This is a genomic window from Noviherbaspirillum aerium (assembly GCF_008929045.1).
GTDB lineage: Bacteria > Pseudomonadota > Gammaproteobacteria > Burkholderiales > Burkholderiaceae_D > Noviherbaspirillum > Noviherbaspirillum aerium.
In genome coordinates this window covers 1-14,166 of sequence record NZ_VFAH01000012.1, presented here as the reverse complement: position 1 = coordinate 14,166, position 14,166 = coordinate 1, and the positions used below count along the sequence as shown (strand labels likewise).

Here is a 14,166-nt window from a genome sequence, read left to right as displayed (position 1 = left end):
GTTTTTCATAACTGTCTTAGATTCACAACAGACCCACACGTTGCAGTGTTAAATACGGCTGCTAATGTGAATACTTTGAAAATCACAATTAGGTCATCACTGATTCTCGAATCTTTAGGATAAACACAGAGACCACTAGGAATATCAATGAGATAGAGCTCTGCAGTGATTGGACGAATTTACTGAAGCTATAATGTTTTTTACCTATTTAAAAAAAATTTATTTTTCTTTAAATTCATATATTTACTGAACTTTTCAGTAAGAAAATTATTTAACAAGATAGGGCGATTTTGGATTATCGTTAACGGTAGTTAATAATATTAGTACTTGTGAAGCGGATTCAAATCATGAAGCACATACCGTTTTTAAGCAGGGCAGAGCAACAAAGCATTATAGTTGACATAGGCTCGCCCTACAGAGATTACCCTCTGCAGCACATTACGGAAGAAGCAGTTGCGCTTTTTCGAAGCGCAGCTAGCATGCTCAATAATGACTACCGTGAAAAAAGGTATCCACAGCTTATTACGGCGCTCGAGTGCTATTTGCAACTGACAGAAAAAACCCTCACGCTAAGTAGCCTCACGTCGGGCAGCTTTATTTCAATTTATCTAGAAATGCTAGGAGCACTTAACTCACCACGTTTCATTGATGTGACCCTGCCAACACGGTACAAGTACTCACGTACTTGGACACTATTGATGAAAACAATAAACCCCGGAATGCTCAACGGCAGAGAGATTCCCCTTAGCGCAACTTCGGTACCGAGCGAAATAGCAGTATTAGTTCGTAAATTCAACAGTATGGAGTTATCGCCTCATGCAGAGAGTATTTGGCGTGCGTGGCCCACGTTCAACCAACATGGGAAGTTATATTGGATACCGCTTCGCAAAATCTATGAAAAATTGGGAATAGAAACAACGGATGCCTTTTATACTGTACTTAGCAGTTGGTACGAAGCTCGACGGTCCGATAAAATCCCGGTAATTAAAGAGCTTGCCGATTATATTGAAACATATCCGGGAATTACACCAGCATCGCTTAAAAATCGAGTCTTTGTAACTAATTTCTGGAACGATTTCTGGCTTCATCATAGTGAAGAGCGCAAAAGCACGTGCTTAGAAACTACAATAATCTCTAACTGGGCCAACCAGTGGGTATCCATAGCTACGGAATTCCTAACACCATCTATTTTTGCACCTCAATACGGAGCTTTTCCTGGTCCAGATAAAAAGAATGTAACGGCCAGCGAGGATGGCACTTCCACGTTAAGTTCTGGTGCTTTAGAAGAGTTACTTGTTATTGTTCCTCTTGGATGTTCTGACAACGAAGCACTTCAATTTTTATGTAAAGCCATTCCAGAATCAGTACAGACAGCTGTTACTTGGGCGAACACCGAGGTGGCCTTGCTTATGCAACGTCATCGCCGCCGAAAAGCATTAGCACTTGCAGGCAGTGTCAAAGCGAAGAGTGCTGAGTATGCATACACAGTTGGTTCATTAGTAGATGCTGACGTTGCAGGTTATCTGGAAATCGCATCTGCTTCTTACGAACATTTCGGCCATCAAACTACTTATGAAGTACCAAATCTACAATTGCGTTACCCATACGGTCTTCGCGAAACTGCATACGAGCTTGGTTTGCCAACAAGCCTAGAACTTCTCTCCTTTGCCACTCTGTTAATTGCAGAGCATCCACAAATTACACCTTCGTTCCTTGAACACTTGACATTATTCGATAAATACAAAAGGCTATCTGGACTACGAAGAACTAACGACGGCTGGTACCTTATTGGAGTTAAATACAGAAAAGGAAAAAAGCATGGACAACAACGAATAAAGCTTACCAGGAAGTCACTTCGAGTTGTATTGAAGCTGTTGGCAGTAACACGAAGTTATCGTGAGTACATGATTAAGCATGGTGACACAGGCTGGAAAATGCTATTCATCTCTGGGAGTGGTTTTAGAAAACCTATGCCCATAAGGGATTTCGCGCCAATTCATCATAAAGAAAAAAATATCAATGCATTGGTGGCGCAGTTCTCAGAAAATTGCGGAATGCCGCATGAGCATGCTGTCAAATACGTGAATCGGTTCTCCTTACGAGCGGTAAGGTCAACTAAAGCATTAACAGTTTTCATAGAAAAACGAAGCGAAGCTGCGATGGCAAAGGCTCTTGGTCACGAGGAGCACTTACCTGGGTTATTGTCACGCTACTTACCCAATGAATTTGTCGCTTTCTTCCGCAATCGATGGATTCGAGCGTTTCAGCTACGTTTGGTGATTGAGGCAGTAAAAGACACGCCGTTTTTAATGAAGGCAACCGGTTTTGAAACGGTAGAAGAACTTGATACTTTTTTAGTGAATAACGCATTTCCTAATATTACAAAGCTTTCCACAGCAGTGAAAGTTAACAGTGAGCAATCGACAGAGAGAAGCGACGGCAATTTCGTATTTAACGCAAACAAAGAAAACTTAACAGCTCTAATTAATATTTCTAACGCGGTAAAAAATGCCAAGTACACTGTAAATGCAACTGCTATGTTTTGGTCTGAATTAGGTGACCACGTAGTTGCGTATATTGAGAAGCAGAATGGGATGAATCCCACTATCAGCCAGGCGTTGCGTGCAGCGAAGGAGGACGCCAACTCTACAGTTATGGAGCCAATACTCTATGATTAGTCTAAATCTGCAACACAGCTATGCTGACATAGCCAATGACCGCCTAGTAGATATTAGACATTCCAGTTGGTGGCTTAAGAGCCCATTTGGCGCACCACAGATGATAGCTCAATTTGGAGATAGCGAACCAATAGTAATTGATTTCGAAATTAGGTTACCGTCAGGAGAAATGCTTACGGCAGCACGAAATAGCCAACTACTTGAAGACATTTATTATCTACTTTGCCTCCAAACTCATCCCCTCGTCAATGGAAGACGAAAGCCAGATATTCCTATATACAAAGATAGACTTCGTCGTGCACTCCAACTTACGGACTATTTTCTCCTTAATGCTGAAGCGCTAAGGCTCGAAGACCATGGTCTCCGTTCTATAATTGGCACTGACCTAAAGTCGTTGCTAGTAAAAATAGCATCGCGTAATGCTATCGTTAGTTCAATCTACCAATGGGAAGAACGGTTAGCTTCCTATATAAAGGAAGAAAGCAAAAACATCTGCGATAGCGATTACAAAAAGGCGCTAGAACGAGAGCCGGCCTTAAGGACCCTACATGTGCCGCCGACTGACTTTTCATTGAAAGGCCTTACCGATGAAGATATTTTACGTGGTCGGGCTGCGTTATACCTTTCCGGAATGTACAACCCGACACCGGACAAAAAACCCTATCGGCTCAGTATAAATACAAGAAAGATTTCGGAGATAATCTATGCAAATACGCTTCTCGGGAAAATTCTCAGAAAGTCTATTCCAGAGGAGCTTTGCTTAGAACCATTTGACAAGTATCTCCAAGAACATATTGCGGTACCTGTAACAACTGGCGGGTTACAGGATTCTATCTCTGAACAACATTTTTCATCATATAAAAATACTTTAATATCATTCAAGCTACTATCAGAAGTCGGCATCGGTATACCGGAAAAGTCATTTGATGATTTCGGAGCATATCGACTTTACGATGCTATCCAGCTGAAAGAACCTGGCCGGTTTCAAACCGTTCCGCCTGATTATGTCATTAATTCGCTCAAGAACGCGATTTCCTTCTTTTACACCCATGCCGAACACCTATTAGAAAGCTACGTAAATGTGTTGAAAGCGGCAAAGGCTGCGGATACGCCTATCCAAAAATTTGCGACCGAAAATTCGATTTTACCTTTTCTGGCCAACGATACTCGTATCCTAGGAGTAAAGTACTGGAGTCTGCGGTGGCAAATGACTGTTGTTGAAAACGGTAATAAGAAGAAGAAAAGTAAACGTAGTAGCGAAAACTACTACAAGAGAATGAGGGATGATAAGCAAGGTCTAATGGAATTGGTCCATGCATTATATGGAGCAATGCAATTCATCGTAGGACTGTTAATGGCGGCGCGTAATGGCGAGCTTACTGACCTGCCGTTAGACTGCCTTGACGAGACTGAGAGTTGGCTACGCCTATTGACCCGGAAATCTGGATATGGCGACTTGAGACGACTTGACGAGCGACCAGTACCACTCGTCGCTGTCGATGTTATAAAGACTATACAAAAATTGCATTTCCGTCTTAATAAAGAAGGCTTAGGGACCGGCACTAACCTCTTTGACACTCCGAGCATACGTGGTGGTTTTTTTAAATCTTATACTTACTACAATCTCTGCTTGGACATTTTTCATGATTATATTAATGCTCCTCTTACAAGAGACGGTCGTCGATATTACATCCGGCAACACCAACTCCGTCGCGCGTTTGCGATGCTTTTCTTTGTATGTTGTGCGTTTGCTGGAATGGATACGTTACGCTGGTTTCTTCGTCAGGTTGACCCTGAGCAAGTGTATAACTATTTGTCTGAGTTCATCCCAGGCGCTGTATTGCGCACAATGAAGTCGGTTGCCGTTGCTCTTATGGCTAGGGATGGGCGTTCTGAATGTAGGAGCCTGAATGAATTCTTAAATGATAAATTTAAGGTGCCTGCTTTCGAAATAATTGATGATAAGTCGTTCCATACGTATGTTAATTATCTTGAAAATCTTCAGGCTGAAGGTTCTGTTGAAATACAACCTGTCTTCTTAAACGTCGGGACTGAGACTGATTGTAAGTTGGGAATCATAGTATGGGGAGATAACGATGACATCTAAGACTAAATTAAACCATGCAATTACGAAGCTGCTGTGCATTCTCCTTGATATTGTAGATAGACCTCAAGCGTACGTCGACGATACGCAATTGATTACTGTCTTTGATGAAATAAGCCGCGTGGAAGCCCAGACGTCCCTCAGTTCCAAGCACGTTCACAATGTACAAACGTTTGAAAAGGAAGAATTCTACTTAACGGAAACATTCATCGAACTGAATCATGTCTTTAACCAAGCGAATAACGCCCTTCAAAAGGTTCGTAAACCAAAATCTGCTAGTAGTAAAATTATAGAGACCAAACGAGGAGTATCTCCCACTTTGGCTCGTAATGTTTTGAAACAATTGTACTCTGTCTACCATACCTACAGACTTTTTCAAGGTGTACTACTTGACCCTAAGCTATTTATAGCCGATGTCGCACTCAAAGAAGCGCTTAAATCTCAACATAGGATGGTTGCAATGCAGCGCCCGGAGGATGGAATAAATGCATCATCATTGAACACTGTTAAAGACTATGCAGGTCTATTATTTTCAGGAGGTTTTCAGTGGCTCGATGATATGCGAAAGCTTTGTATTGAAGCTTTTCAAAAACACGAATTGAGTCATCGCCCAAGGAAAGTAACACGTTCCTCTCTCGCTCTACGCGTCAGTGAATTGAAAGATGAGAATGACTTGCTTTTGGGTGACCTCTGGAATGTCACCAGGGCGCTTTTCAAAGCTATGAAAAATGCAAGGTCATACGCAAAAGAGTCAAAAATACCGTCAATCGTTGCACGCTGTGCTGCTGAAGAAGTAGAGTTGCGTGCTATCGTCGCTATGGCTAGAGTGAAGTCACGCATAAAAATAATTGAAAATGAATAGGCAACTCTACTCCCTTTCCGGCTCGCAATTCGTTTCATATCTCCGCACCATGGAGACAGGCCAGCCTTGCGACGCGGCTAATGAGTCACTTACGTTTGTCATGTGGCCAAATGGTAGTTGGTGTATAGAAGTTAATTTATTTTTAGAATGGCTTTACGCCCAAGGTTATTCAATCAAAGGGAGAGGCGGTACACTTGCGACTTATGCAGCTTACCTTACTCCATTGATACGTTATTGCGCGAATAACAATAAGGGATTTATCCAGCTTATCGATGCGGATTTCGCCTTAGCGGTTAGTGGTCTCAAAGCTGAAAAGACTTACCGAAAAGGTGAATTAGTTAATGCGAGAAATGCGACGCAGGTTGAGAAAATCGGTGTGGTCTGGTTGGAGTTTTTGAATTTTGTAGGTGAACAGTACTACGATGACCCCTTCTTTGTAGGGCGTAATCTTAGGATAAAGGGCTACAAAACTGAATATAAGAGGAGAAGTCCGAGAGGTAACATCATAATCGGGACAAAATGGACTCACCCTTCTTTTCCTCTCGCTGAACCTGACAAAATACGCCTTCCTACGACAGACGAACAGCTTACGTTATTGAGGGGAGCTACCGACCAATTAGGTAAAAGTGACTTTTTACGTCTACGGCGGCTTGCAATGCTTGAACTCTTTGAGAGCCTCGGCTTGCGACGTATGGAGTTGATTCTCTTAAGAACAAGCGACGTTCGTAGAGTGTTAGAAGAGAGGAGAAAAGCGCTTACGAATGGTGTAGAGGATTATATTCCGCAACTGAGGTTTCGTACTGTTAAGAGCAGAAATAGTACCTACAAACAACGTGAAGTTCCGATAGATGAAATTACACTTAATTTTCTTGAGTCATATGGAAAGGCCCGAAAGCGCTATTTAGAAACATTAGGTATCAAAGATGATAAAGAACATGGTCTATTCATCATAAATTGCAAAAACGGGAAAGGTTTAGTCCCAAATACTATTACACAGGAATTTAGCGTCCTTGCAAAAACGGCAAAAATTTCTGTACAGTGTTGCCCCCATATGATGCGGCATAGGTTCATTACCAAGTCATTCGTTCGACTAATCCTTGCTCACGAGCTCGAACAGAAAGATGATTTTCGTAAGATGTTGCTCAGTGCTGAGGCTTTCAAAAAGAAAGTGATGGAGATTACAGGTCATATATCTGAAGAATCATTGAATGTTTATATTAATCTTGCTTTTGAAGAAGTCGCCGAACTCAAAAAGACAATGAACCGTGTACAGGCGCAGACGTGTTTAGATGCTCTGAAAGCAGCTAACGATAGATATTTGGCTGATATTTCGCGGGGGTACTCCAGCGCTGAGGCCGGTCATAGGCTCTCTCAAGATGTTGATGCCGCAATGGCAGCAGCGAAAAGGTACTTACGCTCTTGAAGAGTAGAAGAAAATTGACGGTACGCTATGATAAGAATCCGCAGTTAATAAATTTCTAGAACATAAATTGCAGGATACTGACTGGAAGGGAAGAACACTCGACAGCAGCACCTGGTAACTGCTGTTATTCAGCGTCAGACGCCAGACTTCACAAGTGCGAAAGGCGCCTTACAGTGCGCTTCAGTACAGAAGTCATTTTCTGCTCTGCATTGCGCCCGAAAGCAAGATTTCGACGCCTTGGGCCGGTGGCACCCGCTTGAGAACTGCGCGAGCAACGTCGGCTGCTCTAATCGGACGGTGGTTTGCTGGGATAAGCGGCCTAAGCAATGCTGAGCCAGCAACCATGCCCAACTTCTTTCCTGCGCGTGGTCGTTGACCAAGGGCCTCCCTGTTACCAGCCAAGAGCGAGTGCCGGGATTACTATGGTGTCAAACCTTATTACCTTCGAAGCTTCCTCAAGTTCGCTCTTGACGCAATTGTATAAAATGCTCGAGTGCGCTTTCGCACCTATCGACCCATCGCACTCAGCAAAGCAACGCGCCGCGCAGCAGTACCCAGAGCAGCCCGGGTCACAGCCAGATTGGCATCAAAGTCCACCGCACGGAATGCCGCTTGGCTACCAGCCACCTTGATGGTAGTACCGAGGGCCAGATACACCTTGCTAGGAGCTCACGGATACCTGCCGCTGCCACAGAGAACGTATCTCTGCCGACTCGTGTTCAATCCGTTAAGTGCAACCATTAACGCTGCCAAGTTTATGCGCGACGTAGCGATGCAGTTCCGTTGTCAATGGTTACTCGCTGTATTGCCTGTCCGTTTGCAAACATTTTCTGAAGCCGCGCTTCCGCCTCCCCTGTTACTCTTGAAATCCCGAGCAACTTACAAACCGCGCGGTACAAGTCTTCCTTAGGCATGTTGCCATACTGGGATAGAACAAATATGGCAATGTTGCCTAGCTCTTCCACGCATATTTCGTCCAGGGCACGCTTAGAGTCACCATCGTCTCCCGGCACTCTAAATCCGTTCCAATACTCTGCCTCCATCCCTTCCGGCCAGTAGAACGTTGCGCCATCAGTCGTTCGCCCAAGATGAGTTGGCGCCAGCAACTTCAGGCGCTCTTCTATGCGGCGGCCAATACGGGCCAAGTCCCATGCTCGGGATACTCGACGGAACAGCACTGGTTCCGCAATTGGTCCTTCCTGATTGATGATGTCCAGCAGTTGCTTTTTAAGCTTGCTGTTTGAATCGAGTTCATAGAACAAGTCAGAGTTGCTCTTTTCAAGCAAAAGGGGTTGGTATTTCTGCAGAGCGCTCTTCTCTTCTGTCTGAGCCTCGACCACGTGCTCAGCATTACCATCTTGGATGTCTGTCGTTACGCCGTCCGTGCTGTCAGGCTGCACTTGCATGGAGGCTTCATTAGCCGCGTCGGCTAGTTCGGGCTCCTCTGCAACCAATTGCTCCAACCTCGCAATGAGCTTGCGCATCGGCTCTTCGGGATTCAGCCACCAGTCTGTGGACCATGTACGATGTAGCTTCCAGCCCAGTCCTTCCAATACATTCTGCCGCAGCCTATCGCGGTCGCGAGCCGTCGCACCTGAGTGATAGGTTCGACCGTCGCATTCAACGCCCAGGATGTATCGGCCAGGCGCGCGAGGGTCAACGACGCCAATATCAATCCGGTAGCCGGATACCCCGACTTGCGGATGCACTTCCCATCCCTTTTCACGAAGTGCAGAAATTACTTCACGCTCGAATGGACTATCAGGCTCAAGCCCAGTTGGTATGCGTTGCTCCACAAGAGCTCTTGGGCCGCGAATTGCGAATTCGAGGTAGTTTTTCAAGTCCCGCACGCCAGCCGCACGAACTTTGGACAGGTCGATGTGCTCCGGTAGCAAGGTACTGAAGATGACGACGCCTTGACGTGCACGCGAGACCGCGACGTTCAGGCGGCGGTGGCCGCCCTCGAGGTTCAGCGGTCCGAAGTTGAGGCTAACCTTGCCAGAGGCATCAGGGCCGTATGTGATTGAGAAATAGATAATATCCCGCTCATCACCTTGGACGTTTTCGAGGTTCTTAATGAACAGCGGCTCGGCACCTCCCTGTGCAATTGCCTGGTCCAATTGAGCGGATGCTCGCCTACGCTCATCGAGCAGCTTTTCGATGAGACTTTGCTGCGCTTGGTTGAACGTGACGACGCCGAGGGTCTGGTGGCGCTTTGCCGGGTCAAGGTAATGCTTCTCGATAGCTTTTACTATGGCATCGGCCTCAGCCCTGTTCGTTCGTGAGCCGCCGCGGTCATACACCCCTTTTACATGCTCGAAATGAACGCCCCGGTCTTCGGTAACGGGCGATGGGAACGTGACCAGTCTGTTGTCGTAGTACGTTACGTTGCTGAAGGTGATGAGGCTCTCATGTTTGCTCCGGTAGTGCCAGTTCAGCCCAAGCTTTGGCATGCCTATACTCAAACACTCGTCCAAAATGCTTTCCAAGTCCTGAATGTCATCTGCCCCAACTCCCTCGCCTGAATCATCCACGCGATTGAAGAAGTTCGTCGGTGGCAGCTGCTTCGGGTCACCAACGCAAATCAGCTGTTTTCCGCGGGCGATGGCTCCTACCGCATCCCAGACCGGAATTTGGGATGCTTCATCGAATACAACGACGTCGAACTGCGCATGAGCCGCGTCGAGGTACTGGGCGACGGAGAGCGGGGACATCAGAAGACATGGCTTTAGCTTTGGCAGCAAAGTCGGCAGGTTCTGCACAAGCTGACGGATTGGCATGTGCTTGCGTTGCTTCTGAAGTTCGCGACGTAGTTTTCCCATTTCCGACTCTACCCCAGGCACAAGTAGGCCCATCGAGGGGATGTGTCCAGCCAACTTGGCTGCGACATACTGCTGCGTCAGTTTTTGGAAGCGTGCATCTGCTGCCTGAAACTCTGAAATCTTCCTCTCATGGTCGGCGCTCGAGAACGTGCACAAAACGGGTTCGCGGTCGATTGCTTTCTTGACCCACCAGCTCCGGTAGCTGTATTCAAAATATTCAGGCACCTCGGCCAACGAAACCTCATCGCCCTCAAGTGCAGCGACCAGTCCCTGTAGTCCTTGAGCAATTGCTTTGGAACGGGAGCTCTGCCACAGGCACCAAGGTTGCAACTGTCGCTGTGCTCGACCCCATCCTTGAAGGATGCCTAGGAGACGAGAAGGAACTGCCGGTGCGACAGGGTCTAGGCCAAGCCCGGGCTCGCAGCTGCCCAGCTCTACGATAAGCTGCATTTTTGACAACAAATCCCGATAATTATCTAGGTACCTGACAAGGTGGGCACCGACGGCCCCGTCTCCCTTGAGCATTGAACGGTTCTCTGTAACGAAAGGCTGTAGCTTTTCCCGCAAGCTTCGCGCCGCTTCCGGGTCGCTTCCTGCCATGCGGGCGACCGCATCTGCAAATTCTTCGGCCCACTTTGCACTTTCGGCCACGACCTCCCAGTCAGTCTTGGACGACAAATATTGTTCCTGCAATAGAGTGGATGCCTCGCCTGCCATGGAGTCCAGTATTTTGTCTTCTGCATTTACCTTTGTAAGTGCATCCAGTAACGACGCAACATCGCCTTCCCCTGGTCGATTCTGGTCATTACGGAATAATCGCAATCTGGAAGTAACAGACCGTTTTGCGAACCATTTCTTCGGCCACCAGGTAGATTGGGCTTCGGCCCACTGAAGTTTTATCTCTGCGGCGTTCAAAGAGACGACATCCTCGCGATACGCTCCACCCAGTGAATCCCAAGCGGCCTTACGGGCTACGCCATGCTGACGCAGTATCCCTAGTCGGGCTCGGGCGGACTCGTCGTGAGCCGCCTTTGCAACTCCCGCTGGCACTTTTGGTGCCCGGATGAGGGTATCTGCAAGGCGGTCGAACGATTCGAAGTCGCGTAGCGAAAGTAGCGACCCATCTAACCCGAAGAGCTTGAGCGTGTCACTAGCACCGGCCTGGAGGTCAGAAACAGCTTTTTCCAACGTCGTAGCAGCGTCTAACAGTTCCTGTTGCCAACTGGGGGTCCAGTCACCCCGTCCAATAGCCGACAACGGGTGAGTACGAAGGTCAGAAAGCTGGCTTGCAAGTGCGGCCATCTGGCGCGCAGTCTCGCGTAATTTTTCAAGTTCAGAGCGGTTATGAGTGTTGGCGTCCGTCCAGCTCAGGTGCGCTGGGCGCTTGCTGCCATACTGAATGCAAGTACCGATAGCCTCAAAAACTGTTAGGTCATTTGGATAGATTCGATGCAGAGCAGTTGCTACACCATTCAGTTCCTGGCGAAGCGTTCCCAACCGCTCCGCCTCGACTTCCCATTCCTTGACGGTCTTCGAGCTCGCCGCGTCAAGTGCTGTTCCTAGCTGCTTGAGCACTTCGGCCTTCTTTGCTTTTGAAGAGTGAAGCTCCAGGCAGAAGGCTCCAAGCCCAAGAGAATTCAGCCGGCGATGCACAACTTCCAAGGCCGCCATTTTCTCTGACACGAACAGAACGGTTTTTCCTGTCGCCAGAAGGTGGGAGATAAGATTGGTAATTGTCTGGCTCTTACCCGTTCCGGGAGGACCTTCGACTACAAGGTTCTTGCCATCACTGGCGACGCAAATAGCGCGTAGCTGCGACGAATCAGATAGCAACGGCGCAAACAGGTCCTGTGGTCGATGGGTTTGGTCAAGAGTGCTTGGCTCGAAACCGATATCGTCTCCAGCGAATGCTTGTCCTGGATTGTTGATGAGATGGGAAACAACGCTGTTCGCCTGCAATTGCTGATGCCGGTCTTGGAGGTCCTTCCACATCAAGTACTTTGTGAAGGAGAAAATACCGAGATGGACTTGGTCTTTGACCTCCCATCCTTTCAGCTCTGCCACGTGCAATCGGAACGTCTGGAGCACTTTGCCGACATCGATGCCCTTATCGTCGGAGGGTAAGACATCAAATGATGGCAGCTTCAGGTTGAAGTCTTGCCAGAGTTTTTGGACGAGCGTAGGGTTGACCAAGGCGTCGTCGTCATGCCGCGTAAGGCGGAAACCGCTGCGCACTGTTTGCCGGGACAGCGTGACAGGAACGAGGAGTATAGGTGCCAGATGCTGTGCTTCGGCGTCCTTGTCTTCTTGCCACTGCAGGAGGCCGAACGCCATGAACAGCGTGTTCGCGCCGCCTTCCTCCAAACCGGTACCAGCCGCTCGGAAGATTTCGACAAGTCGTCCTTCGAGGCTCTCTTCAGTCACATCAACGATGATTTCGTGACGGCCAAGAGCATCCGCTGCAAGAGCATCAAGCGGAGTAGCACCGTTTCGTTCTGTAAAAACGGCTGCTTCACGTGTATCAGAGCCGCTCATCAGTTGCGGCAACGGTCGAATCTTGAATTCCTTGCTTTCAGAAAGGCTATCTTCAAGAGCATTCGGGTCCGGACAAATGACCCGCAACGAAGTCTTCGTCGGTTTGAAGTTGAGTAGCTTATTCCGCAAGGTTAGGTCGAGCAGCTTGCTCTTCCACTTTGCGAGACGGCCCTCTGGGGTATCTGGGACGGTGACTTCGATAGCTGGCACTGCCAGAGGGTCCAACGGAGGCAGCGTTGGCATGTCCTCAATTGCTGGAGGCGCCAAGTCTGCGATTTGGACCGGTTGGTCGCCTTTGGTTGAGCGCGACGGTAGAGGGCGAATCTGCACTTCTCTGGCGCGGCGAATGTCTACCGCGTACAGGAAAGTTGTCTCTTCATTGAGATATTCTTCCCCCGTCGAGCACGCCCACCGCAGGGACGGCTTCTGGCCAGTCGCCACCCCTGTTGTTTCGAACACAATAAACTCACCCGATTTGACGCGCTTGCGGACAGACTGCACGTCGTCCACCAGTGCGGTCGGAAAGCATGTATCGACCAACCATGCGCCGACCCACGAATGCCCCTCTTTTACAAGCACGACCGGATTGATGCCGGCCTGCTCAAGGCAAGACGCAAACAGCATGGTTAGGTCGAGACAGGTGCCTACCCGTCCGTCCAAGATGCGTTCGGGAGTGCGAATCTTCTGGCCGTCGTTTCCGAACGAGGCAGGCGGATTCGAGTAGTGCAGGTTCTCGGCGATGATGGCGCTATAGAGAGCAGATATCTGCTTCCAGACCTTTTCACGATTTTTGGCTTGGTATCCGCTTATCTGCAAATCTGCGTTCGTGCCCCGTAGTAACGCCGAAGCTTTGCTAATCAGCTGGTCGACGACGCTGGAATTAGGCATGCAGAATGCAGCAAGCAATTCTGGCAGCGAACGTGTGCCCGCCCATTGCTCGTACGCAAGCACATCAATGCTGTGCGAGGTCTCGCCAATTTCGCTTCCATCTACGGATGTCTTCGCTGAGATAGTGGCTCGCTCAGACTCGTCCAACCGCGCGAGATACGCGTGGTCAGGTTTGAGGTCCAAAGGCGCAATCCTCCTACTTTCCCCCGGCGCAAGCCGTTCGAACCGCAGTCTTGCCGGTGCGGCGAAGGCGGACGAGCATGATATGAGAACGTCAATGTTCTCATAAGGAACACCGCTTGAATTGGTAATAGTGAGGCTGCGTACAACCGGGATGTTGTTTTGAATTGCCGCATAACCGATGGTGCTATCTGCCTTTATCTCTAGGCACAATGGCGCAACGACCTCGTTGAGCCTATTCGACGAATCATCGACAACGTGGAGTTCAATTTCTGGAAGGGCGGCCTGTTCGGTGCTCATACAAGTCTCGGCAATTCTGGTGTCCCAAAGGGAAGACCGGTAACTGTAGCCGGACTCGCAAGGGGTGTCCATTCCGCATCCCGTCGCTGCGCAGCCTGAGCCTTGCAATAATGTTTCCTTTCACCTGCGCATCCCATATTTATGGGAGAACTTCAAGGTTTAGCCTCGATATCAAGTCTGTCTACTGGGACGGACACCACGCGCCAATAGATAGTACAAAGTACAAAATTGCCAGAGGTGATTGACCGTAAGCGTCGGCTGAGAGCCGTGGTTGACGGCGACGTTAGGGTTATGCGTTTGCGTTGAAGGACGGGAGTTTGCCGGCAACGTTCCAAGGCAACAGGTCATCAATGCGGTTGATGGGATGGTCAGCA

5 protein-coding genes are annotated in these 14,166 nt (G+C 48.3%); 4 read left to right on the top strand and 1 reads right to left on the bottom strand.

Annotated elements, in window-relative coordinates; genetic code table 11:
• Positions 1-347 precede the first annotated feature (347 nt).
• From FH061_RS17310 to FH061_RS17295, 4 genes are read left to right on the top strand one after another with little or no spacing between them, the layout of a single operon-like run.
• Positions 348-2,678, top strand: a complete 2,331-nt coding sequence (locus tag FH061_RS17310; RefSeq protein WP_151637092.1) for a hypothetical protein — start codon at positions 348-350, stop codon at positions 2,676-2,678.
• The gene (locus FH061_RS17305; RefSeq protein ID WP_151637091.1) at positions 2,671-4,785 is read left to right on the top strand and encodes a hypothetical protein; all 2,115 of its coding nucleotides are present in this window, start codon (positions 2,671-2,673) and stop codon (positions 4,783-4,785) included. Before FH061_RS17310 ends, FH061_RS17305 begins: the two co-directional genes overlap by 8 nt.
• Positions 4,775-5,644: a hypothetical protein gene (locus FH061_RS17300; RefSeq protein ID WP_151637090.1), complete on the top strand. Its 870-nt coding sequence runs from the start codon at positions 4,775-4,777 to the stop codon at positions 5,642-5,644. The genes FH061_RS17305 and FH061_RS17300 overlap by 11 nt, the downstream gene beginning before the upstream one ends.
• On the top strand, positions 5,637-7,067 hold the full coding sequence (locus FH061_RS17295; protein WP_151637089.1) for a tyrosine-type recombinase/integrase: 1,431 nt from the start codon (positions 5,637-5,639) through the stop codon (positions 7,065-7,067). The genes FH061_RS17300 and FH061_RS17295 overlap by 8 nt, the downstream gene beginning before the upstream one ends.
• Positions 7,068-7,822: 755 nt before the next feature.
• Here FH061_RS17295 and FH061_RS17290 read toward each other — a convergent pair.
• The gene (locus tag FH061_RS17290; protein WP_151637088.1) at positions 7,823-13,792 is read right to left on the bottom strand and encodes a DUF3320 domain-containing protein; all 5,970 of its coding nucleotides are present in this window, start codon (positions 13,790-13,792) and stop codon (positions 7,823-7,825) included.
• Between the last annotated feature and the right edge of the window lie 374 nt (positions 13,793-14,166).

Coding starts and splice junctions, on each gene's coding strand:
- FH061_RS17300 (WP_151637090.1), top strand. CDS start 4,775: ATGACATCTAAGACTAAATTAAACCATGCAATTACGAAGCTGCTGTGC.
- FH061_RS17305 (WP_151637091.1), top strand. CDS start 2,671: ATGATTAGTCTAAATCTGCAACACAGCTATGCTGACATAGCCAATGAC.
- FH061_RS17290 (WP_151637088.1), bottom strand. CDS start 13,792: ATGAGCACCGAACAGGCCGCCCTTCCAGAAATTGAACTCCACGTTGTC.
- FH061_RS17295 (WP_151637089.1), top strand. CDS start 5,637: ATGAATAGGCAACTCTACTCCCTTTCCGGCTCGCAATTCGTTTCATAT.
- FH061_RS17310 (WP_151637092.1), top strand. CDS start 348: ATGAAGCACATACCGTTTTTAAGCAGGGCAGAGCAACAAAGCATTATA.